The organism is Pseudomonas sp. F3-2 (assembly GCF_038804275.1).
Classification (GTDB): domain Bacteria; phylum Pseudomonadota; class Gammaproteobacteria; order Pseudomonadales; family Pseudomonadaceae; genus Aquipseudomonas.
The window spans coordinates 3260617-3283908 of record NZ_CP152388.1 but is presented as its reverse complement, the minus strand read 5'-3'; the positions used below and the strand labels follow the sequence as shown (position 1 = coordinate 3283908).

Annotated in this window: 20 protein-coding genes; 4 read left to right on the top strand and 16 right to left on the bottom strand. The window is 61.8% G+C overall.

Annotation, left to right across the window (positions count from 1 at the left end):
* Positions 1-11 precede the first annotated feature (11 nt).
* The 5 genes from ada to AAGQ88_RS14945 form a co-directional block, all read right to left on the bottom strand.
* A complete protein-coding gene (ada, locus tag AAGQ88_RS14965; RefSeq protein WP_342652788.1) occupies positions 12-1118 on the bottom strand; it encodes a bifunctional DNA-binding transcriptional regulator/O6-methylguanine-DNA methyltransferase Ada in 1107 nt (368 codons plus the stop codon).
* A gap of 85 nt (positions 1119-1203) precedes the next feature.
* Entirely contained in the window at positions 1204-2076 is an 873-nt protein-coding gene (gene copD, locus AAGQ88_RS14960) for a copper homeostasis membrane protein CopD (RefSeq protein ID WP_342652787.1), read from the bottom strand.
* A gap of 4 nt (positions 2077-2080) precedes the next feature.
* The gene (copC, locus tag AAGQ88_RS14955) at positions 2081-2467 is read right to left on the bottom strand and encodes a copper homeostasis periplasmic binding protein CopC (RefSeq protein WP_285426167.1); all 387 of its coding nucleotides are present in this window, start codon (positions 2465-2467) and stop codon (positions 2081-2083) included.
* Positions 2468-2640: 173 nt separating this feature from the next.
* Positions 2641-3204 (bottom strand): tetratricopeptide repeat protein, encoded by a 564-nt coding sequence (locus tag AAGQ88_RS14950; RefSeq protein WP_342652786.1) that lies wholly within the window; start codon positions 3202-3204, stop codon positions 2641-2643.
* A 321-nt stretch (positions 3205-3525) separates the two neighbouring features.
* A complete protein-coding gene (locus tag AAGQ88_RS14945; RefSeq protein ID WP_342652785.1) occupies positions 3526-5163 on the bottom strand; it encodes a methyl-accepting chemotaxis protein in 1638 nt (545 codons plus the stop codon).
* 772 nt (positions 5164-5935) lie between these two features.
* Between AAGQ88_RS14945 and AAGQ88_RS14940 the strand changes: the two genes are divergently transcribed.
* Positions 5936-7258: an OprD family porin gene (locus AAGQ88_RS14940; protein WP_342652784.1), complete on the top strand. Its 1323-nt coding sequence runs from the start codon at positions 5936-5938 to the stop codon at positions 7256-7258.
* A gap of 99 nt (positions 7259-7357) precedes the next feature.
* Here AAGQ88_RS14940 and AAGQ88_RS14935 read toward each other — a convergent pair whose 3' ends face one another.
* The 3 genes from AAGQ88_RS14935 to gcl all read right to left on the bottom strand — a co-directional run bounded on the left by AAGQ88_RS14935 (position 7358) and on the right by gcl (position 10923).
* A complete protein-coding gene (locus AAGQ88_RS14935; protein WP_342652783.1) occupies positions 7358-8260 on the bottom strand; it encodes a 2-hydroxy-3-oxopropionate reductase in 903 nt (300 codons plus the stop codon).
* Between the two features lie 72 nt (positions 8261-8332).
* A complete protein-coding gene (hyi, locus tag AAGQ88_RS14930) occupies positions 8333-9115 on the bottom strand; it encodes a hydroxypyruvate isomerase (RefSeq protein WP_342652782.1) in 783 nt (260 codons plus the stop codon).
* 32 nt (positions 9116-9147) lie between these two features.
* Positions 9148-10923 (bottom strand): glyoxylate carboligase, encoded by a 1776-nt coding sequence (gene gcl, locus AAGQ88_RS14925; RefSeq protein ID WP_342652781.1) that lies wholly within the window; start codon positions 10921-10923, stop codon positions 9148-9150.
* Positions 10924-11031: 108 nt separating this feature from the next.
* Here gcl and AAGQ88_RS14920 point away from each other — a divergent pair, with 108 nt between their 5' ends.
* Complete coding sequence (locus tag AAGQ88_RS14920; protein WP_342652780.1) at positions 11032-11940, top strand: LysR family transcriptional regulator; 909 nt, start codon at positions 11032-11034, stop codon at positions 11938-11940.
* A 492-nt stretch (positions 11941-12432) separates the two neighbouring features.
* On the opposite strand, the gene AAGQ88_RS14915 is transcribed toward AAGQ88_RS14920, so the two are convergent.
* The 3 genes from AAGQ88_RS14915 to AAGQ88_RS14905 all read right to left on the bottom strand — a co-directional run bounded on the left by AAGQ88_RS14915 (position 12433) and on the right by AAGQ88_RS14905 (position 15928).
* A complete protein-coding gene (locus AAGQ88_RS14915) occupies positions 12433-13200 on the bottom strand; it encodes a 2-keto-4-pentenoate hydratase (protein ID WP_342652779.1) in 768 nt (255 codons plus the stop codon).
* A gap of 93 nt (positions 13201-13293) precedes the next feature.
* The gene (locus AAGQ88_RS14910; protein ID WP_342652778.1) at positions 13294-14604 is read right to left on the bottom strand and encodes an MFS transporter; all 1311 of its coding nucleotides are present in this window, start codon (positions 14602-14604) and stop codon (positions 13294-13296) included.
* A 118-nt stretch (positions 14605-14722) separates the two neighbouring features.
* Entirely contained in the window at positions 14723-15928 is a 1206-nt protein-coding gene (locus AAGQ88_RS14905) for an aminotransferase class V-fold PLP-dependent enzyme (protein ID WP_342652777.1), read from the bottom strand.
* Between the two features lie 156 nt (positions 15929-16084).
* Here AAGQ88_RS14905 and AAGQ88_RS14900 point away from each other — a divergent pair, with 156 nt between their 5' ends.
* Complete coding sequence (locus AAGQ88_RS14900; RefSeq protein WP_342652776.1) at positions 16085-16810, top strand: GntR family transcriptional regulator; 726 nt, start codon at positions 16085-16087, stop codon at positions 16808-16810.
* Positions 16811-16854: 44 nt separating this feature from the next.
* Here AAGQ88_RS14900 and AAGQ88_RS14895 read toward each other — a convergent pair whose 3' ends face one another.
* From AAGQ88_RS14895 to AAGQ88_RS14880, 4 genes are all read right to left on the bottom strand, one after another.
* The gene (locus tag AAGQ88_RS14895; protein WP_093458843.1) at positions 16855-17133 is read right to left on the bottom strand and encodes a DUF2790 domain-containing protein; all 279 of its coding nucleotides are present in this window, start codon (positions 17131-17133) and stop codon (positions 16855-16857) included.
* A gap of 209 nt (positions 17134-17342) precedes the next feature.
* Positions 17343-18449, bottom strand: coding sequence for an alkene reductase (locus tag AAGQ88_RS14890; RefSeq protein ID WP_342652775.1), 1107 nt, complete (start codon positions 18447-18449; stop codon positions 17343-17345).
* A 119-nt stretch (positions 18450-18568) separates the two neighbouring features.
* Positions 18569-19468: a LysR family transcriptional regulator gene (locus AAGQ88_RS14885; RefSeq protein ID WP_342652774.1), complete on the bottom strand. Its 900-nt coding sequence runs from the start codon at positions 19466-19468 to the stop codon at positions 18569-18571.
* Between the two features lie 80 nt (positions 19469-19548).
* Positions 19549-20460 (bottom strand): LysR family transcriptional regulator, encoded by a 912-nt coding sequence (locus AAGQ88_RS14880; protein WP_285426182.1) that lies wholly within the window; start codon positions 20458-20460, stop codon positions 19549-19551.
* A gap of 258 nt (positions 20461-20718) precedes the next feature.
* Here AAGQ88_RS14880 and AAGQ88_RS14875 point away from each other — a divergent pair, with 258 nt between their 5' ends.
* On the top strand, positions 20719-21606 hold the full coding sequence (locus tag AAGQ88_RS14875; RefSeq protein WP_285426183.1) for a DMT family transporter: 888 nt from the start codon (positions 20719-20721) through the stop codon (positions 21604-21606).
* An 84-nt stretch (positions 21607-21690) separates the two neighbouring features.
* Here the strand turns inward: AAGQ88_RS14875 and AAGQ88_RS14870 are convergent, their stop codons facing one another.
* A complete protein-coding gene (locus AAGQ88_RS14870) occupies positions 21691-23040 on the bottom strand; it encodes an MFS transporter (RefSeq protein WP_342652773.1) in 1350 nt (449 codons plus the stop codon).
* Positions 23041-23292 lie beyond the last annotated feature (252 nt).

Below are 23292 nucleotides of genomic sequence, written 5' to 3'. Positions count from 1 at the left end.
TTACGCCGCCGTTATCGTTTCTCAAAAACCAAGCTGTTACCAACGTTTGCTTCGGCCTCGCGATCCAGCAGTTTGCGCTTGCGCTCCACGCCCCAGCGATAGCCCGACAGCTCGCCATCGCTGCGGACCACGCGGTGGCAGGGGATCGCCACCGCCAGCCGGTTCGCGCCACAGGCCTGAGCGACGGCACGGAACGATCCGGGTGCACCGATGCGTTCCGCAATCTGTGCGTAGCTGGCCGTGGCGCCTGGCGGGATCTGCGACAGCGCTTGCCACACCCGTTGCTGGAACGCCGTGCCCTGCAGGTCCAGCGGCAGATCCAGGCCAAGTCCTGGGGCTTCGACGAAACCCACCACTTGCGCGATCAGTTGCTCGAAACCGGCATCGGCGCCAATCAACCTGGCGTTATGAAACTGGTCTTGCAGGTCATTGACCAACTGGCCGGGATCTTCGCCCAACAGAATGGCGCACACGCCGCGCTGGCTTTGCGCAACGAGAATGGCACCCAGAAAACATTCTCCCACGGCGAAGCGGATGTCGGCGTTGGTGCCGCCCTTGCGATAATCGCTGGGTTTCATGCCCAGCAACCGAGTGCTGGATTCGTAAAAACGGCTGTTGGAGTTGAAACCGGCGTCGTACATGGCGTCGGTGATGGTGCCGGTCCGCGCCAGTTTCGTCCGGACCTTGTCGGCCCGATGCGCGCTGGCATAGGCCTTGGGCGTGAGGCCGGTGACCGATTTGAACACGCGGTGAAAGTGCCAGGGGCTCATGCCCGCAGGCTCAGCGAGCTCGTTGAGCGTGGGCGGCTGGTCGGCTTCGGCAATCTGACGGCAGGCGCGGGAGACAATCGCGACGTGCTGTTCGGCAAGGTCGGTACGGTCTGGCGTCGCGCGCTTGCTGGGGCGATAGCCTGCCGCTTCGGCCTGGGCCGGGGTGTCGAAGAAGACCACGTTCTCCGGGCGGGGCAGGCGCGAAACGCTGCTCGGCCGGCAATAGACGCCGGTGGTGCGCACCGCGTAGACGAATCGAGCATCGGCCGATGGGTCTCGCGACAGCACGGCGGCCCAGCGTGGGTCGTGCTCGGCGCTGGGCGCGGAGGGGATTTTGTTGCGGCTCATGGGCGACCTTCCTCTGCAAAAGCGTTGTTGTGGCACAGATTAGGGCCGGTGCGGCGGGCTGAAACTCCGAGTCTTGCGCTCAAATTCACGCCAGCATCGGCGGCAGCGTGCCCAGCAATGAAACCGCGCCCAACGCGGCCGCGCCAAACAGGCATTCGAGCAACACACTGGCGCGCAACCACAGCAGGCGCGGCTCGGCGGCGCGGGACAACTGGCGGTTCAGCCCGGCCAGCGCCAGCATGCACAGCACCAGAGCGGTTTTCACCGCCAGCACCAGACCGAATCCGGAAAATGCAGGGTCCGGCCAGAGCGCACCGCTCAGCGCCCGCACGTTGATCAGCCCGGTGACGACAATCAGCGCCACCAGCACGTAGCCGATGCCACTGAAGCGGCGCAGGATCGCCGGCATGTCGACCCCGGAGCGTGCGCCCAGCAGCAGGGCGAGCATCGCCAGGCCGCCGAGCCAGGTGGCGACGCCGATCAGGTGCAGCATTTGGTTGAGCACCAGCAGCAGCCCACGCACGCCGTCGAACATGGCGCCATGGCCAACGGGGGCCAGGGTCAACAGGAGCAGGGCGTTGATCAGCACCGGCAGCACGGGTGGCAGCGTGCTGGCACGCAATGAGATGCCGAACGCCAGTGCGCTGAGCGCAAGATGGACGATCCAGACGTGGCCGAAGAAGGTATTGCCGAGCACCAACGCCAACGTCTGTGGGTCGATGGCGTCTCCCCAGCCATCGGCAAGATTGGCTGCGGTGAGCATCAACCAGGCCACGGCACTGACCAGCGCCAGCGCCGCAAGCCACGTCAGTGCCGTGTCGACCGTGCGCCGCGCCGGGCCTGCTTCGAATGCGCGCAACGGCGATGCGAACAGCACGCGTCGAAATAAAACGATGCCGAACATCAACAGAACAGCGCCGAAATGCAGGAAGCGGCAGGCGATCAGTCCATCGTGCATGGCGTTATGGGGTGACCTTGAAGCGATAAACGCCTTCGCTCTTGTGCGTGTCCACCGAGGCGGCGTGCCACTCGACCTTGTATTTGCCGGGAGCCAGCGGCATGGCCGGCGTCACGATCAGCACCTTGTTGTCGGCAGGGTCGGTCGCGACGCTTTGCGTCTGGATGATTTCGGTGCTGTCGCCTGGCCCGTCGAGGCTGATGGCGACCTTGGTGAATTTTTCCTCCACGCCCTCGGAGAAGGTCAGGCGCAACTCTTTGGGCGCGGTGACTTCGCTGTCAGCGGCGGGCAACTGACTTTCGAGGTGGGCATGGGCGAAGACGGAAGTGGAGGTCAGGCATGCCAGCATGGACAGGCAGGACAGGGCTTGCTTGATACGGTGGGCAGACATCAAAAGGACCTTAATCATGTGCGGCAACAGAGTGCAGCGGGTGTGTGAAGGGAATCCGTCCTGGCGGATTCATCGTGACTGGAGCGCTACTAGACCAGAAAGCGCCGCAGGACTCCAGTCGGCTGCCCGGCAGCGAGGCATTGGCGGCAGCGTGCAGGTGGCAGTGGCCTTGCTCACGAAGACGCCGGCTTATCCGCCGCACGTGCGATGGCGTCGGCCAGGTCTTCGTACTCTTCGCAGGCCTTGCTGCACAGGGTCTCGATTTTCGCGAGCTGTTCCTGAGCCAGGTCAAGCCTTCCCTTGATCACGTAGGCCTCGCCCAAGTATTCGCGCACCTGTGCGTACTCGGGGTCCAGCGCCACGGACTGCAGGTAGTAACCGATGCCTTCATCGGTGCGCCCCAGTTTTCGCGTGGCGTAACCCCGGTAGTTGAGGGCCTTGGCGGTGTGGGGATTGTTCAGGGTATCCAGCAGCGCCAGCGCTTCTTCATAGCGCCCGTCTTTGGCCAGACGGTAGGCGTAGTCAGTGCGATCCGCGTCCGACGCCGCCTGGCTGGTCTGCATGACGCATTTCTTGCTCGTGCTGTCCCAGACCTGGCCTTTTGGGCAATTCGGTTTGGCGGGTGGCGACTCATCCCCGGCGGCGCGGGCCTCTCCGGCCAGCAGTGCGGCGACCACGCACGCGCCAAAAAACAGGGCGGTGGGCAATCCGACGGTGTGTTTCGGAGGCGTTGTCATTGTTGTGTGCTCCCTTGCGGTTGAAGGTAGTGGGGCAACGGTAGGTAAACGTCACGAACCGCGGGTTTATTCCCGCGGTCGCGGAATGAATCAGCGCAGATCATCAGCCGTGCCGATCCGGACGCGGCTCGTCGGCGATGACGATGCGTCAGCAGTAGCAGGTATAGACAGCGATGGCAGGTTGCGGCGGGCGGATGGACAGCCGGGCGGTTCGAGGCGTCACGCAGCGCCGTCGCGGCAGGCCGTCCAATCAGGCCAGACGTGCTCGCGAGGCGGCCGCGCGGGGCTGTGGGCAGGTCACAGGCCCGGCGGACAAGGGGCTTACAGTTTGAAAAAACTCACGCGCTCGGTCAGCACATCGGCCAGGCTGGACAGCTCGCGACTCGAGCGCGCGACCTGATTGGAGCCGACTGCCGTTTCCAGCGCCGAATCGTGAATGCGGTTGACGTTGTGGCTGACGTCTTCGGCGACCACGCCTTGCTGTGCGGAGGCTGCGGCAATCTGCGCGTTCATGTCGTTGAGCGCGCCCACCTCGTAACGAATCTTCACCAGCGCGGTCTGCGCCTCGTGAGTCTGCTCCACCGTGCGCTGCGCCATCTCCCGGCTTTCGCGCATCAGGTCCGCCGTTTTGCCCGCACCGCTTTGCAGTTGTCCGACCATGTTACGGATTTCCTGGGTCGACTCCTGAGTCCGCGTCGCCAGTGAGCGCACCTCGTCGGCGACCACCGCGAAGCCGCGTCCGGCCTCACCGGCGCGGGCCGCTTCGATGGCGGCATTGAGCGCCAGCAAGTTGGTCCGTTCGGCGATGGAGTTGATCACCGCCACAATGGTTTCGATCGACTGACTGTCGTTGGAGACCTTGCTGACAGACTCGGCAGCACTTTCCAGCTTCTGCGCCAGCTCATCCATCGCCAGCGCAGTGCCTTCGACCATGCGTTTGCCATGCTCGACCTCAAGGTCAGCGGTCTGCGTTGCATTGGCGGCCTTGGCCGCGTAACCGGCGACTTCCTTCACGGTGCTGGCCATCTGGTTGATGGCGGTCGCCATATGCTCGGTTTCGCTGGCCTGAAGGCGCATCTGTTCGCTGTTGCTGTCGGAGCTGGCGCGCAATTGCGAAGACGAACCCATCAGCTCCATTGCCGCCGCGCGCACTTGCGTGATGGTCTCGGAGAGGTGCGAGTGGGTGGTCTTCAACGCACCCATCACGCTGTCGGGGTAGGACGTTTCAATGCGGTCGGTCAGTTCACCTGCCGCCAGACGACGGATGGATGTAGCAACTTCGTGAGGTTCCGCCCCCAGCGTCGACTTCATGCTGCGAATGATCAGCACCGACGCAATGATGCCCAGCACGACCGCGATGCCGGTGGCGAGCAACATCAGCGAAGCGAACTGCGCCGCCGTGACCCGCACGAAGCCAATGTTATTGGCGATCGATGCCTCTTCCAGGTCGATCAGCGCATTGGTGCGGTTGAGCCAGTCCTTGTAGGCGCCTGACACCTCGGACATCAGCAACCGTTGCGCCTGATCGGTGTCACCTTGCTGGCGCAGGCGCAACAATGTTTCAGTGGCGTTCAGTGCGGTGCGTTCGCTGGCCTTGATGTTCGCCAGCAGTTGTTGCTCCTGAGGCGTGGCGCCTTTGCTCTGGAAGATCTGTTCCATGGATGCGGCCGATGCCTGATACACGCCATTGAGTCGCTCGATGTCGCGCAGGTGCGTCGCGAGATCGCCATCGTTGCGCACCAGCACGGCGTCCCGAATGGCAATGGCCCGGTCATGAACGCTGCCGCGGAAATTGATCGCGTACCGTTCCTTCACCGTCGCGTCCTCGCTGACGTCGGTCAGCGTGGCCTCGATCAGGCCCACCCGATGAACACCTATCAGGGTGACCAGAATCATCAGCGCCAGAACCAGACCGAAACCCAGGCCGAGACGTTTTGCGATTGAAAGCTGATTGAACATGTTTGCACCTAAACTGAACCCGTTCGTGATATTACAACGCTATTACCGGATTACCCCTTATACGTAGGTGTTAGCGTCGACGCTGGAGAGTTTTTCTATGGGGTCGATAGGCGCAGATGATATGTCGGGAATACGACGTGGGGCAGGGTAAGTGAATTCAATTCGGGTGGTTTGGCACAATCGTCAAACTTGCCTGATTCTGCAAGCCAACGATTATTCAACTATTGAGGAAGACAAGCGCGGGACACGCTGAAAGCGTCCGGAGAAGAAACGCTGGATGAAAACAGTATGAATATTAATTTAATAAAAAAAGCCACCGCACATAAAGCGTGGTGGCTAAAAAGTCTTACCAAAGGAATGATGAAGTGGAGCAAGATTCGATCGCCTGATGCTGCGGATTCATCAGGCCATTGAGTCATGTTCTTCATCGCCGACAACGGTAACACTGGATCGTCGCATCCAACTATTACGAAGATCGATAGTGACTATCACGACTCGTTTATGATTTGGCCCACCCAAAAATGCTAAAAGTTGCTCGGTCAAGGGAGCAAACCTGACACTGAGCAAGGCGCTGAGCGCCTGTTCAAACAATAACGAAAATGGGCTGAAAGCCTGTGGTTTTGCCGTGGTCATCAATCCGCAGCGATGATGTTTTTTTGCCCATCTGCCGTAGCGCTTATTCCACCGTTTCATCTTTCGTTGAACTCAGAACGATGCCTCGTATCTTACGGGGTTGCGGAACGTTGGGCCTTAATTGAGACAGGGGATAATAATGACGTTTGTGAAATGGAACCTCGTGACGCTCGCGGTTTCGCTGGGTGTCAGTCAGCTGGCAATGGCAGGGGTTGTCAGTGATCAGTCCGAGGCCAAGGGCTTCGTCGACGACAGCAGCCTCACGGTTCATCTCAAGAACTACTACTTCAATCGCGATAACAAGAACACCAAGGACGACAGCAAAGACTGGACTCAAGGCGTGCTTGGCAACTTCAGCTCCGGCTTCACCCAAGGCACTGTCGGCTTCGGCGTCGACGCCTATGGTTACTGGGGCATCAAGCTCGACGGCGGTGGCGGCACCACCGGCACCGGTAACCTCCCGGTCGACAGCCATGGCAATCCGCAGGACGAATACGGCACCGCGGGCGGCGCGCTCAAGATGCGCATTTCCATGACCGAATTGCGTTACGGCAACCTCCAGCCACAAGCCCCGGTATTTGCCGCCGGTGGCTCGCGTCTGTTTCCTCAGACAGCAACCGGTTTCAATCTGCTGAGCAGTGACATTGCCAACCTGGAACTGGACGGTGGTCACTTCACGGGCAGTAACGGCCCGATCACCACCAACAATGATCACGGTATCTGGGCGGCTTACGCCAACGTCGAGGCGAGCAGCATCGATTACGCCGGCGGCAAATACGCGATCACCGATAACCTGACGGTCAGCCTGTATGGTTCGGACCTCAAAGATGTCTGGCGCCAGTACTACGGTAACGCCAACTACACATTGGCGTTGACGGATGATCAGTCGGTGAACTTCGACTTCAATATCTATCGCACCAACGACACCGGCGCCGCAAAAGCCGGCGATATCAGCAACACCACGTGGTCGTTGGCCGCCGCTTATTCGTTCCTCACTGCCCACACGGTCACGCTGGCTTACCAGAAAGTGCACGGCGATACCCCTTTCGACTATGTGGCTTTCGGCAATAACGGGGCGGGCGACACCGGCGACTCTATCTTCCTGGCCAACTCCATTCAGTATTCTGACTTCAACGGTCCTGGCGAGAAGTCTTGGCAGGCGCGTTATGACTTGAACATGGCAAGTTACGGGGTGCCGGGCCTGAGTTTCATGGTGCGTTATGTTCACGGTGATGACATCGACGGTTCGCACTTGCCGTCTAATTCCACCTACACCGGCTATGGCGATGATGGCAAACATCATGAAACCAACCTGGAAGCCAAATATGTCGTGCAGTCGGGCCCGGCCAAAGACCTGTCCCTTCGTATGCGTCAGGCATGGCACACCGCGAACGGCGACCAGCCGGACGGCGACGCCAAGGAATTTCGTCTGATCGCGGATTACCCGATCAACGTGTTCTGAACACCTGCGGCTTAAACACAAGCAAGCCAGGCAGTCCGCAAGGAGGCCTGGCTTTTTTGTGGGCGCGATCTGAGTGGCCCAGATGCACGGCGGCGTGGCTCAGTCCGCTGTGTGGTCGCCGCGAATCGAGAAGTTCGACAGGTGCTCAAGGCCTTTGATCAGCCCGGAATGGTCCCAGCCACTGCCGCCCAGCGCTGCGCAGGTGCTGAAGACTTGTTGGGCGTTGGCCGTGTTCGGCAGGTTCAGGCTCAGTTCACGGGCGCCTTCCAGGGCCAGGTTGAGGTCTTTCTGGTGCAACGCAATGCGGAAGCCCGGATTGAATGTGCCCTTGATCATCCGTTCGCCGTGGACCTCAAGAATCTTCGACGAGGCAAAGCCGCCCATCAGCGCCTCGCGGACCCGGGCAGGATCAGCGCCGTTTTTCGAGGCGAACAGCAGCGCTTCGGCAACGGCCTGAATGTTCAGCGCGACGATGATCTGGTTGGCGACTTTGGCGGTCTGACCGTCGCCGTTGCCGCCGACCAGGGTGATGTTCTTGCCCATGGTCTGAAACAGCGGCAGGGCGCGGTCGAAGGTGCCTTGCTCGCCACCGGCCATGATGCTCAGGGTCGCGGCTTTGGCGCCCACCTCACCGCCGGACACCGGAGCGTCCAGATACTGCGCGCCGGTTGCGTTGATTTTCTCTGCGAACAGCTTGGTCGCGGAGGGCGAAATCGAGCTCATGTCGATCACGACTTTACCCGCGGCGGTGCCCTCGCTGACCCCATCGTCACCGAACAGCACCTCATTGACCTGAGGTGTGTCAGGCAACATCACGATGATGAATTCGGCCTCCTGCGCCACTTCGCGCGGGTTGCTCAACACCATGGCACCCCCCTCGACCAGCGAAGCGGGCGGGGCGGAAAAGTGCCGCGACAGGAACAGCCGATGACCTGCTTTCTGCAGATTGTGCGCCATGGGCAGGCCCATGATGCCGGTGCCGATGAATCCGATGTTAGCCATGCGATAAGCCTCTTGTTATGTCGTGGGCGGTGTTCTGCAGGAATGAGTTTTCCGCGCGGACCGCGAGCCTGTTCAGATCAGATTGTGCGTCTTGAGCCAGCCGAGGCCAGCCTCGGTGCTGGTCAGCGGCTTGTATTCGCAGCCGATCCAGCCCCGGTAACCGAGTCTGTCCAGGTGCCCGAACAGAAAACCGTAATTGATCTCGCCCGTGCCTGGCTCGTGCCGACCCGGGTTGTCCGCCAGTTGCACATGCCGAATCGCCGGCAGGTGTTTCTCCAGGGTGCGGGCCAGATCACCCTCCATGATTTGCATGTGATAAATGTCGTACTGCAGCGACAGGTTGCGGCTGCCGACCTTGTCGCGGATGGCTAGCGCCTGCGCCGTGGTGGTGAGGTAGAAGCCCGGAATATCGAGGGTGTTGATCATCTCCATGACCAGGTCGATGCCCTGAGCCTGCAGCCTGTCGGCGGCGTATTTGAGGTTGTCGACGAAGGTTTTCTCGATGAGCGCATCGTCGTAGCCCTGCGGCTTGATGCCCGCCAGGCAATTGACCTGGGTATTGCCAAGCACCTTCGCGTAGGCAATCGCCAGGTCGACGCCGGCGTAGAACTCTTCGACCCGGTCCGGATGGCAAGCGATGCCTCGCTCGCCCTTGGCCCAGTCACCGGCAGGCAGGTTGAACAACACCTGCGTCAGGCCGTGGGCGTCCAGCTGCGCTTTGATCTGAGCGGAGCTGAAGTCGTAGGGAAACAGGTACTCGACGCCGCTGAACCCGGCATTGGCGGCCGCTGCGAAGCGTTGCAGAAAGTCCAGCTCGGTGAACAGCATGGACAGGTTGGCGCAGACACGTGGCATGGTGAGCTCCTTGAGCAGGTAGATGGCGCTGATCAGTCCAGCAGGTTGATGGCGGTCGGGGCGTCATCACGGCTTTGCGCCAGTGATTCGAACTCGTTGATCGCATTGATTTCGGTGCCCATGGCGATATTGGTGACGCGCTCCAGGATGACTTCCACAACAACAGGCACGCTGTAGCGCTGCATCAGACTCGTGGCTTCGGCGAAGGCGGCCTGAATGTGCGCAGGGTCGCTGACGCGGATCGCCTTGCAGCCCAGGCCTTCTGCGACCGCGATGTGGTCGACGCCATACCCTTCCAGCTCCGGCGCATTGATGTTGTCGAACGACAGCTGCACGCAGTAATCAATGTCGAAATTGCGCTGGGCCTGACGAATCAATCCCAGATAGGAGTTGTTCACCACCACGTGGATGTACGGCAGCTTGAATTGCGCGCCCACGGCCAGCTCTTCGATCATGAACTGGAAGTCGTAGTCACCGGACAGCGCGACCACGCTGCGCCCCGGGTCCGCCTTCGCCACACCCAGCGCCGCCGGGATGGTCCAGCCCAGCGGGCCGGCCTGACCGCAGTTGATCCAGTGCCGCGGCTTGTAGACGTGCAGAAATTGCGCGCCCGCGATCTGCGACAGGCCGATGGTGCTGACGTAGCAGGTGTCCTTGCCGAAGTACTGATTCATCTCTTCGTACACGCGCTGCGGCTTGACCGGAACGTTGTCGTAATGGGTCTTGCGCTGCAGGGTGCGTTTGCGCTCCTGGCAAGCGGCAAGCCACTGGCTGCGGTTTTTCAGCTTGCCCGCCGTGTGCCACTCACGAGCGACCTCAATGAACATCGCCAGCGCAGCACCGGCGTCGGACACAATGCCCAGATCCGGCATCAGCACGCGGCCGATCTGTGTCGGTTCGATGTCGACGTGGATGAACTTGCGGCCCTCGCTGTACACCGACACGGTGCCGGTGTGCCGGTTGGCCCAGCGGTTGCCGATGCCCAGCACCATGTCCGACTCCAGCAGCGTCGCGTTGCCGTACCGGTGCGACGTCTGCAGCCCGACCATGCCGGCCATCTGCGGGTGGTCGTCGGGAATCGCGCCCCAGCCCATCAACGTGGGAATGACCGGAATACCGGTCAGTTCGGCAAACTCCACCAGCGCCTGCGAGGCATCGGCATTGATGATGCCGCCGCCGGCGACGATCAGTGGACGCTCGGCGGCATTGAGCATCGTCAGGGCTTTTTCGATCTGCTTGCGGCTGGCTTGTGGCTTGATCACCGGCAGCGGCTCGTAGGCCTCGATGTCGAATTCGATTTCAGCCATCTGCACGTCGAACGGCAGATCGATCAGCACCGGGCCCGGGCGCCCACTGCGCATAAGCTGAAAGGCTTTCTGGAAGACGTACGGCACCTGGCCGGGTTCCATGACGGTCGTGGCCCATTTGGCCACCGGCGCAGCAATGCTGGCGATGTCGACTGCCTGGAAATCCTCCTTGTGCATGCGCGCACGCGGCGCTTGTCCTGTGATGCAGAGGATCGGGATCGAGTCCGCGGAGGCCGAGTAGAGGCCGGTGATCATGTCGGTGCCTGCCGGGCCCGAGGTGCCGATGCACACGCCGATATTGCCGGCGATGGCGCGGGTGTAGCCCTCGGCCATGTGCGAAGCGCCTTCCACATGGCGGGCCAGCACGTGATCGATGCCACCGAGTTTCTTGAACGCGGCATACAGCGGGTTGATGGCAGCGCCGGGGATACCGAACGCGGTATCGACTCCTTCGCGACGCATCACCAGAACGGCGGCTTCGATAGCTCTCATGATGGTCATTTGTTAGTCTCCTGAACTCGATAGTTTTTGTACGCAAGCAGCGTGATTTGAATTGAACTGTTTGTGAATGGCTGCTTTTGGCAGTTCTGTCGGTATCAGGAGTATCGGGTGGATCGTTACACAGAGGTGCGCAGCTATGTGCTGGTGGCGACCCGGGGCAGCTTCGCCGCAGCGGCGCTGGTCGAAGGCGTGACGCCGGTGATCATGGGCAGGCGCCTGAGCGCGCTGGAGGATCGTCTGGGGGTGAAGTTGATTCACCGCTCGACCCGTGGCCTGACGTTGACCGACGCTGGCGAGTCCTACCTGGAGAACGCCAGGTCGGTGCTGCAGTCATTTGAGGAGCTCGACGCAAGCATCAGCGAAAACGAGAGCAGTGTGCGCGGCCACTTGGTGGTATCGGCGCCGGCAGGCTTTGGCCGCCAGCATGTCGCGCCCCATGCACCGGAATTCCAGGCGCGGTTTCCTGATCTGCAGCTGTCGTTCAACCTGACCGACAACGTCGTCGATCTGGTGCGCGAGGGTTACGACATGAGCATCCGCATCGGCGAAGTCCTGGACCCCAATTACGTGGCGATCAAGCTCTACGCGAACAAGCGCGTGGTCTGCGGCTCGCCGGCGTATTTCGCCGAACGCGGCTTTCCCGCGACGCTCGAAGAACTGGCCGAGCACAACTGCCTGTCCTTCAACCTGCAGGGCGGCCAGCACCGTGGCTGGACCTTTCTGCGCGACGGCAAGCAGGTGGCGATCAAGGTGGCAGGCAATCTGTATTGCAACGATGGCGAACTGCTGTACGACTGGGCCAAACGTGGCCTGGGCCTGAGCTGGCGGTCGACGTGGGAAATCCAGAACGAATTAGAAAACGGCAGCCTGGTCACCGTGCTCGACGAGTTCGCACTGCCCAGCTACGACATTCAGGGCGTCTACCCGCAACAACATTACCTGCCGGCGAAAGTGCGGTTTTTCATCGCGTTTTTGAAAGAGGTGTACAACCGGCCGGGGTATTGGACTCAGCAGTGACGGGCTTCTGGTGAATCTCGGTGAGTTCACAAAGCCTGACAGCGGGCTCCTACAAGGTCGTATGGCGCTGTCAGGGTGAATCCAAAAAACTGTTGGAGCGAGCCCGCTCGCGAAGACTGACTTCCGGCCGCTGCGTCTCCACCGCTTGCACCGGCCTTTTCCCGGCTGAAGCCGGTCCTACAGACGCCGCACGCTGTTCGTAAGACTGGCGTCAGGCCTTTTCCCGGCTGAAGCCGGTCCTACAGACGACGCACGCTGTTCATAAGACTGGCGTTAGGCCGTTTCCCGGCTGAAGCCGGTCCTACGGACGCCGCACGCTGTTCGTAAGACTGGCGTCAGGCCATTTCCCGGCTGAAGCCGGTCCTACAGACGCCGCACGCTGTTCGTAAGACCGGCTTTAGCCGGGAAGGCGTCGAATGTCAGGCCGCTGATCGAAGGGGGCGTACAGACAGTTGGCTCACTCCCGCCGGGGCTGTGCAGTGAGGCTGGGCCTCAGATCAATTCCACCGATACAGGCGGCAGACCGCGGATCTCGCCCACGGCTTGTCCGGGGCCTTTGGTCTGGTACATGCCGGTGTAGGAGCCGGTGGTGATCACCAGATCAGGTGTGACACGCTGGCCGTTGCCGGTGTGGTGATTGACCAGCCACGGCAACAGGCGGCGCGGATCGCCGGCCGGATTGGCGCCGTCGCCCGGGACGATGTCTTCGTCGCCGTAGGTAAAAGTCAGCGCTGGTTCGACGAAGGGAAAGCTGGCGTCGTAAGGCACGAAATCGCCAACGATCAGCGCACCGTGGTTCAACAGATCACCGAGTGCCAGTAACGGCTCGACCTTCGGCCACGCTGCGAAGCGGCTGGAAACCACTTCGATGGTCGCGCCCATGAAGCCGATGGCGCTCAAGACTTCTTCATCGGAGTACGGCGCTTCACGGGGCGCGAATTCGCGGTTCAGGCGAAAGGCAATTTCCAGCTCGAGAATGGGCGAAGGGTAGTCGACGCACTCCACCTGACTGCCGCTGGCAAACAGCCCGTCTTCCGGCAGCAGCGCGCCGTTGATCGGACCGCCCGAGGTGGATTTGGAGCCGACTTTCCAGCCACCCACGGTGGCGTCACGCAAGCGCAGGATTTCCCGTTGCAGGGCGTACGCGCCAGCGGCATCAGCAGGGACGTACTCGGGACGGATCTCGGCGATCTTCTGACCATTACGCATGGCGTCGACGATCAATTCGGCAATGTTCGCTGGGTGAGACGATGGATTCACGCGGGACTTCCTTCATGCTATTGAATGGAAAGCGCTCCACAGCCCGCTCGCAGGAAGGCAACGGACGGCGGAGCCAGCGTCGTTACTTTAACCTCATTTGCTGACCACGACGGAAGTCGTCGGATGCTCAGGCGCGTTCCCGGCGCCGACGACAGGCTCGGCCGGGCTCTCGAATTTGTGTTCCGGCTTCATCCCGAACGCCAGAATCACACCAATGGCCATCAGCAGCATGCTGCCGGCGAAAGGCAGGTCCCAACTGCCATAGCGGTCAATCAGATACCCTGAAACCACGGGCGACAGAATCGCCGCCGCAGCCGAACCGGTGCTCATGATGCCGCTGGCGGTGCCGCTGAACTCCGGTGCGATGTCCATGGGAATCGCCCACATCGGTCCGATGGTCATCTCCGCGAAGAAAAAGCCGCCTGCCAGGCACACCATCGACACGTAAGCGTTGTGCCCGAACATCACCGGCACCAGGCACGCGAGGGTCAGAAACATGCACACCGCAACCATCCAGCTGCGCGAGCGTTTCAGGCATCGGGTCTTGATCAGCAGGCGGTCGGTGACCAGGCCGCCGAGGGTGTCGCCGACTACGCCGGCGAGGAACACCGCCGAGGCGAAGATTGCCGATTTCTTCAGGTCCATGTTGTAACTGTGCAGGAAGTATTGCGGAATCCAGGACAGGAACAACCACAGCGTCCAGCCATAGCAGAAGTACACGATGGTCACCGGAAACATGCGCCTGAACAGCGCTTTCCACGGGACTTTCGGCGCCTTGCCCTTGGGCAGCGGCAGCAGCGCCAGTTCGGCCTGGGTGATGCGCGGATGGTCCTTGGGATGCTCGGTGAAAACGAACGCCCAAAGCACGACCCAGACCAGGCTGATGGCGCCACACACGAAGAACGCCGCGCGCCAGCTGTAGGCGGCCATGATCGCCACCACGGCTGCCGGGGCGACTGCGTTGCCGATGCGTGCGGCGGAATGGGTAATGCCTTGGGCGAATCCGCGTTTTTCCTTGGCGACCCAGCGGGACATCGCGGCGGTGGCGGCGGGAAAGGTCGCGCCTTCCCCCAGCCCGAGCAGCAGACGTGCGGCCAGTAACGACAACAGGCCGCCGGCGAAACCGGTCAGCACGGTCGCCACGCCCCACAGCGCGCCGCAGACGATCAGCGTGCGCCGGGCGCCGTATTTGTCGCTGATCCAGCCGCCGATGACCTGAAAGACCAGGTAGGGATACGCAAAGGCCGAAAACACCAGACCAATCTGCGTATTGGACAAGCCGAATTCAGCGCCGAAGCCCGAAGCGGCGGTGCTGACGTTGACGCGGTCCAGGTAGGTGATGAAATACATGATGCAGAGCATGAACAGCACCATGCTCGTAGGGCGCAGGCGAAACAGTTTCATGACGCTATCTCCAGTTTCTTATTGTTCGCGCCAGGCAGGCGCGTGAGTCGGGATAGATCAGGAGCAGGTGTACGTCGCAGGCTTCAGGCGGTAAACCGATTACCGCCCAGGTGCCTGATTACCGCCGGAAAGGCACGTCTTGCGAACCGATGAAATCCATGGCCGCCGCGATGCCGCTGCCGTTGAGTTTCACGCCCGCCATCTGCAGGCCCATCTCGCAGCCGGCCAGGGTCGCCATCAGCGTCAGATCGTTGCAGTCGCCCAGGTGACCGATGCGGAACATGCGGCCCTTCATCTTGCCAAGGCCTGTGCCCAGCGACATGTCGAAGCGCTCGTAAATGACCTTGCGCACCTGATCGGCGTCCACGCCGTCGGGCGTCATCACGCCGGTGAGCACCGGACTGTAGACGGCCGGGTCGGCGCACTGGATCGGCAGGCCCCAGGCATTGACCGCGATGCGGCAGGCCTGCGCCAGGCGATGATGGCGAGCGAACACGTTGTCCAGACCTTCGCCCAGAATCATGTCCAGCGCCTCGGACAAGCCGTACAGCAGATTGGTATTGGGCGTGTAGGGCCAATACCCGGATTTGTTCATCTCGATGATTTCGTCCCACGCCCAGAAACTGCGCGGCAGACGCGCGGCCTTGCTGGCGGCGATGGCTTTGGCCGAGACGGCGTTGAAGCTGATGCCGGGCGGCAGCATCAGGCCTTTCTGCGAGCCGGAAACGGTCACATCGACGCCCCATTCATCGTGACGATAATCCGCCGAAGCGAGGCCGGAAATGGTGTCCACCAGCAACAGGGCCGGGTGCCCGGCGGCGTCGATGGCCCTGCGCACCGCGGCAATGTCCGACGTGACGCCGGTGCTGGTTTCGTTGTGCACGACGCAGACCGCCTTGATGGCATGCGCTGAATCGCTGCGCAGGCGTTCTTCGATCTTCCCGGCGTCCACGCCATGGCGCCAGCCTTCGATGCCGGGCCGACCCAGAAACTCAGGCTCGATGCCCAAGCTTTCCGCCATTTTCTTCCAGAGCGTGGCGAAATGGCCGGTTTCGAACATCAGCACTTTGTCACCTGCGCTCAGCGTGTTGCACAGCGCGGCTTCCCAGGCGCCGGTGCCGGACGCCGGGTAGATGATCACGGGCTGATCGGTTTTGAAGATCTTTTTGATGCCGCTCAGCACCTTGAGCCCGAGTTCGCCGAACTCAGGGCCACGGTGATCGATGGTGGGGTAACTCATGGCTCGCAAGATGCGGTCCGGCACCGGGCTGGGCCCTGGAATCTGCAGAAAATGACGACCGGCAGGGTGGAAATCGAGTTTCATGATGGCGCGCCTCTGTTTTTGTATTTTGAATGCAAAATACATTAGCAGTGCTTTCAGCCGCGTCAAATCGATGGGTAGATGTGGCCAATTCACACCAGCCGCCTGTCAAATCAGGAAATATGTCTTAGTATTCCTCCATCGCCGAGAGGATTTTGTATGCAAGATTCAGATTTCCCGTCGCTTGCGGAGGGTGTGCGGCAACTGCCGAAACTCGCGCGCCAGCGCCTGCACGACACTGTGGTGGAGCATTTGCGCGGCTTCATCATCGAGGGCACGCTGGGTCCGGGCACCAAGCTGAACGAGCGTGAACTGTGCGAGACGCTGGGCATTTCCCGGACGCCGTTGCGTGAAGCGCTGAAAGTGCTGGCGGCAGAGGGTCTGATCGACATCTGGCCCAACCGCGGCGCCAGTGTCGCGCGCATGTCGGAACTGGAAATCCGTGAAGTGTTCGAGCTGATGAGCGGTCTGGAAGCCTTCGCCGGTGAGTTGGCGTGTGAACGCATCACGGCCGACGAGTTGGACGAAATCAAGGCCCTGCATTACGCGATGGTGGTGTGCAAGAACCAGAACGACCTGTCGGGTTACTACCAGCGCAACCGGGCCATTCACGACCTGATCAATCAGGCGGCACGCAATTCGGCGTTGCGTCAGACCTACATGGCGCTGAACGGGCGCATCCAGGCGCTGCGCTTTCGCTCCAATCTTCAGGCCCCGAAGTGGGACAGGGCGGTTCACGACCACGAAGAGATGATCCAGGCGCTGGAGGCCCGGGACGGCAAACGCCTGAGCGCCATCCTGCGTCAGCATTTGCTGGCCAAGCGTGACGCGTTGATGTTGATGGTGGGGCAGGACGACGAGCACCCGGAGTCGGTTCGTAGCTAGGCGTCAGCGTGTTTCTTTGAGCGACGCGGGTCGTTCAATAAAGATCAGCCGTTTTCGCAAGTGTCGCCCAGGCGTGTGTACTCCAGCTTGTGCGTCACGCCTTTGCTGTCCAGGTACTCCATTTGCGCCTTCACCGGGCCGCAGCGGTCGGCGCCGGCGTTGGCGTTGCTGATGCGCACGACCTTCGCAATGTCCAGATCCTGCGTGTAATCGTACTGAGTGGCCGGGCTCGCTGCGCTGCTGGACGTTGCAGCGTCAGCTGAGTCACTGGCCGAGGCATACACACTGAACAGGGAAAGTGCGGCAAAAAGTGCATATTTCATGACGGGCTCCCACCTGTCCGTTTGAGCACGCAGACAGGGCATGGCTTGCTGATGGGGTCATGTTAGTCATCGGGTTGACGGGCCAGAAATACTGATTGTCGATACGGCAAATCATCGCAGTTGATGAAAAGCGCGAGATTGTCCGGCTTCCACTCATGCGCTGTTGCACGGCAGACAATCATGACGTTCAGAACTGGCCCGGACCGCGATTACGCCATCGCCGGGTAATCGATATAGCCCTGCGCATCACCCCCGAAAAAGCGTTCGCTGTCGGCCGCGTTGAGCGGGTGATTGCCGCGCAGGCGGGCGGGCAGATCCGGGTTGGCGATGAAGGGGCGGCCGAAGGCGATCAGGTCGGCGCGCCCATCCCGCAGAGCCTGTTCGGCGCTCTGCTGGTCGTAGCCGCCAGCCAGCATGAGCGGGCCTTTGAACTCGGCACGCAGACGTTTGATGATCACGTCCCAGCGCGGATCGAACTGCTCGTCGCGCACGGTGCCGACCATTGCCGGCTCCACCAGATGCAGATACGCCAGATTCAGTGTATCGAGCTGGCGAACGATGTAGCTGAAGGTGTCTTCCGGGGTGTCGTCGCCCATGCCCATGAAACGGCCCATCGGCGTCAGGCGCACGGCCACCCGCTGCGCGCCGACCTCATCGATCACCGCTCGAGTGACTTCGAGCACCAGCCGCGCCCGGTTCTCGATAGAGCCACCGTAAGCGTCGTCGCGCACGTTACTGGCCGAGTTGATGAACTGATCGAGCAGATAACCGTTGCCCGCATGAATTTCCACGCCATCCATTCCGGCGAGCATTGCGTTGCGAGCGGCGCGGCGATAATCGGCGATGATCGCCTGGATGCCTTCGATCGTCAGTGCCTGCGGGACCGGGACATCGCCCCAGACGCCTTGGCCCTGTTCGTCGAGGATGAATGTCTTGCCAGGCACGGGCAGGGCACTTGGCGCGACCGGCAAGCCGCCACCGGGCTGAAACACGGGATGCGATACCCGGCCGACATGCCACAGCTGCAGGAAAATCTTGCCGCCTTCGCCATGCACCGCGTCGCTGACCTGCTTCCACCCGGCCACCTGTTCGGCGCTATGGATGCCGGGCGTCCAGGCATAACCCTGGCCCTGCGGGGAAATCTGCGTCGCTTCGGTGACGATCAGTGCCGCGCTGGCCCGCTGACGGTAATACTCGACGTTCATCGGCGTCGGCACATTGCCCGGTTGGCCTGCGCGGGAGCGGGTGAGCGGCGCCATCGCGACGCGGTGGTTCAGGGTCAGGTGGCCGAGCGTGATCGGGGTGAAGAGCTTCATGGTCGTGGTCTCGAATGCGTGTTGCGTGGAAGGTGTGTGATGGCCTCCACGTTACGGCGCATGCGTTGCCGGGAGAATCGGCCGCCTGCGCAAAAGCCCATTGCGCAGGCTGCAAGGGCTCAGCGAGCGAGGATCTCGTGCATGAACGCAATGAACGCCTTGACCCGCCTGGACCCACGGTGGTTCGGCAGATAGAGGGCGCTGATCTGGCCCACTGCGTTGTCCGGGTAGGCCGGGCTGTGTTCGAACAATTCGATCAGCGCGCCGTCGGCGATATCCTCGTCGATCAGCCAGTCCGGCAGCAGCGCGATACCTCCGCCAGCCTTCGCCATCTCGCGCAGGACTTCCGCGTTGTTGCTCTTGAAGCGGCCGCTGACCGGCACCCGGACCTCGCCCTCGATCGACAGAAAATTCCAGCTCTGTTGAGGGCTGCCGAAGTTGAAACGCAGGCAGTCATGGCTGGCCAGATCCGCAGGTTTCAGCGGCTCGCCCCGATCGGTCAGGTACGCCTGGCTGGCAATCACGCGGCGACGGAACTCACCCAGCGTGCGCGAGACCACGCCATCCATGGGCGCTGCAGCACCCAGCCGGATGGACAGGTCAACGCGTTCGGCAAACAGGTCGACGATGTTGTCGGTCAGCGTGATGTCGAGTTCGAGGCGAGGGTGGCGGGCCATGAGCATGCCCAGACGCGGCGCGATGATCCGGCGACCGAAGGCGGTGGGCACTGAAATGCGCAGCGGCCCGGAAGGCTCCTCGTCGGTGTCCGTCACGGTCGCGTCCGCGTCGGCCACGTCATCGAGTATCTTGCGCGCCCGCTGGTAGTACGCCGCGCCCGCGTCGGACACCGTGACCTGACGGGTCGAGCGGTTGAACAGCACGGTGCCCAGTTCCGACTCGAGCGAGTCGATCATCCGGGTCACGCTTGACGTCGCCACGCCCAGTTGCCGGGCGGCTGCCGAGAAGCCTTTGGCGTCGACGGTTTCCACGAACATTTTCAGTGCCAGCAACTTATCCATCGATCATCCTTTGTCGTTCCTTACAGACCTTTGCCCGAGGGCATCCGCGCAGCCGTCGGCGGCGCGCACAGCAGCGCCGTTCACTGGTCGGTCACCGCGTAGTCCAGATCCGCCCGCAGGCGCGTGACACACAAGTCAACGAAAGAGCGCACTTTCGACGAGCCGCGACGTCCTTCGGCGTACACCACGTAGACTGGCATCGGCGGGACCTCGAAGGACTCCAGCACCGGGCACAGCGCGCCGGATTGCAGTCGGCTGCGGATCTGGTAAGACGGCACCTGGGTCAGCCCCCAGCCATCGACGGCAGCGTGTATGGAGGCGGTGAACGAGGTCATGGCCAGTCTGGACTGCACCTTCACATCCTGCACCCGGCCGTCGATATTGAAACCCCAGTCGACACTGCGCCCGGTGATCACCACGGAGACGGTTTCGCGCTGGACGAGTTCATGGGGGTGCATCGGCGTGCCGTGGGCGGCGAGATAGGCGGGGGAGGCGCAGACCATGCGCCGCACCTGACCGACGCGGATCGCAGTCAGCGATGAGTCGGGCAACTGACCGATGCGCACCGACACGTCGATGCCTTCTTCCAGCTGGGCGGCGATGCGGTCCATCAGCAACGCGCGGATCTGCACCTGCGGGTGCTCGGTCAGGTACTCGGTCATGATCGGCGTGACGTGCAGGTCGCCGAAGACCTGGGGCGCGGTGATCGTCAGTTGGCCATGGGGCGTGGCATGGATGCCGGCAGCGGAGCTTTCCGCCTCGTGCAGGTCCGACAACAGGCGCCGGCAATCTTCGGCGAAACGCAGGCCGGATTCGGTCAGCCGCAACTGGCGTGTCGTGCGCACCACCAGCAAGGTCCCCAGCCGGCTTTCCAGTTGCGCGACGGCACGGGTCACGGTGGCCGTGGACAAATCCAGACGACGTGAAACCGAGGCGAAGCTGGGACCTTCGGCAACGGCCACGAAAATGCTCATTTCCTGAATACGATCCACGCTGTCCCCGATCCCGAGCTGTCCAGAGCGGCAGTCTGCGTGAAATCAGGGCGGCGGAAAAGAGACACCGGCCTGCGCGTGGCGCCAGGCGGGTTGAAAAGGTGGATGAAAGCGTCACCGAGCGGTCAGAAAAACGACTCGATGTTTCAGGTTTGTTTGGTTATCTGACGACTCCTTCTATATTCTTCTAACGTCTGGCCAGATGCTCGCAGAGGCAACGGACTGACCACGCATTCACGCAAGGCCAAAGGAAAGCTGATGAGTACCACCAGCACGCCGCTCTCCGGCGTCAACCAGCCGCTCAAGGGGATCGCACTGATCGTCCTGGCGACCTTTCTGTTTTCCAGTCACGACACGCTCTCCAAATACCTCTCCGGCATCTACCCGATCATGATGGTCGTGTGGATTCGGTATGTCGTGCACACCGCGCTGATGGCGTGCATTTTCATGCCGTCGTCCGGGCTGCGCGTGCTGCGCACCAAGAAGCCCGGCCTGCAGGCACTGCGCGCAGTGTGTCTGCTGGGCACCAGTCTGCTGTTCACCAGCGGCCTGATGTTCATCCCGATCGCCGAGGCGACCGCGGTCAACTTCCTCGCCCCGTTGCTGGTGACGGCATTGTCGGTGCCATTGCTCAAGGAAACCGTCAGCCGCGGACAGTGGATCGCGGTGCTGGTGGGGTTCGGCGGCGTGATGGTGATCGTGCACCCGGGCGGCGAATTGTTCACCCCTGCGATCCTGCTGCCACTGGGATCGGCATTGTGCTTTGCCTGTTATCAGTTGTTGACGCGACTGGTCGCGGCGCATGACAGCCCGACCACCAGCAACTTCTTCGCCGGGCTGTTCAACAGCCTGCTGATGAGCGCCATCGTGCCGTTCTTCTGGCAGTCACCGGAATGGCGACACATCCCCTTCATGCTGGCATTGGGCACCTGCGGGATGGTCGCGCATTTGATGCTCACTCAGGCGTTCCGCTTTGCCGCGCCCGCGCTGCTGGCGCCGTTCGGGTATTGCCAGATCGTCTTTGCCGGGCTCTGGGGTTTCATCGTGTTCAACCACGCGCCGTCGCTGACTGCCCAGGCGGGCATCGCGATCATCTGTCTCAGCGGTCTGGCGGCCGCCTGGCAACAACGCAAGAAGGGTGGCTGAAGGGCGCCGACGCGGGCCTGCGGTTGACACCTGGCCCGACGTCGGCAAGCGGTGCGGTGGCCCGCGGTATCGGGCCTGTCCAGCTCATTCGCCGGTCGGGTCGACGTTCCGAGGCGCCATCAGGTACATCCACACCAGGGCGATGAAATACATCGCCGGGATGAGCGTGAACAGCACGTTGTAGTTGTTGTGGGTCGCGGTGAGCACGGCGCCGACGATCTGGGTCATGAACATGCCGCCGATGGAGGCGCACATGCCGCCGAAGCCGAACACCGTGCTCATCATGTGCTTGGGCGTGTAGTCCATGACCAGACTCCAGATATTCGCGGTCCACGCCTGATGCGCCCCGACCGCCAGGGCAATCGCCAGCACCGCCATCCACAGCCCGCTGGCGTTGGCGGCAAAGACCACGCAGATGATCGTCAGGGCGAAAACCAGCATCGACACCAGCCGCGCCGTCGTCGCGCGCATTCCGCGACCAATCAGCCAGGAAGACAGAATGCCGCCCCCGATGCTGCCGAAGTCGGCGGTCAGCCAGATCAGCATCAGCGGAATCCCCATCTGCGTGACGCTGATGCCCAGGTTGTATTGCTGATTGAGAAACGGCGGCAGCCAGTACAGGTAAAACCAGAACACCGGCGCCGTCAGCGCGTAGGCCAGGGCGAAGGCCCAGGTGCCGCGCATTTTCAGAATCTGCGAAAAGGGCACCTTTGCCGGAGCGGAATCAGGCTCGTTGCCCTGATGAATGTAATCCAGCTCGCTCTGGCGCACCGTCGGGTGATCTTCGGGATTGAAATACTTCAAGCGCCAGATCACCACCCAGGTCAGGCCCAGCGCGCTCATGCACAGGAACGCAGCCTGCCAGCCCCACACGGTGAGGATCAGCGGCAACAAGGCGGGAGTGACCATGGCGCCGACGTTGGTCCCGGCGTTGAAGATCCCGGTCGCGACGGCACGCTCGCCTGCCGGAAACCATAAACGCGTGGTCTTGACGCAGGCCGGGTAATTGGCCGCTTCGGTCAGGCCAAGAATGAAGCGACAGACCATGAAGCCGGCCGCGGAGGTCGCCAGTCCGTGGGCGCCGGTGGCGAAGCTCCAGAGCAGAACGGCGAGGAAGAACGCCCGTTTGACGCCAACCTTGTCGATGAACCGGCCCTGCAGCAGAAAGCCGCCGGCGTAGCCGACCTGGAACCAGAAGTTGATATTGGCGTAATCCATCGCCGTCCAGCTCATCTTCTCGGCCAGGATCGGCTGCATGACGCCCAGCGCGGCGCGGTCGATGTAGTTCAGCGTGGTAGCGAAGAACACCAGGGCGAGCATGCCCCAGCGGGTCTTGCCGATGGCGAAGGCGCCGCGGATTTTCTCGCCGATCCCGGCATGCGGGTGCACGGGGGTCGCTGCGGCGGGCGCAGGCGTAGCAGGGTATGAGCGCATGAGCATTTAACCTGTCTTGGAATTGTTATGGTTCTGTCCGGTGACGCGTACCCGGATGCAAGGCGGCAGCGGGCTGGAGCTGTGATGTTCACCTTGTCCGACAATGTGCAAACGATGGTGGACATCGACGGCGGGAGCGTCAATTGACTCAGGTCGCTTTTGGGCGATTATCGAACACAAAACTAACCGGTCCGTACATTTAAATTGCTGTTGAAGGATACCGGGAGAATAATCGCTTTGACACCCAGGCTG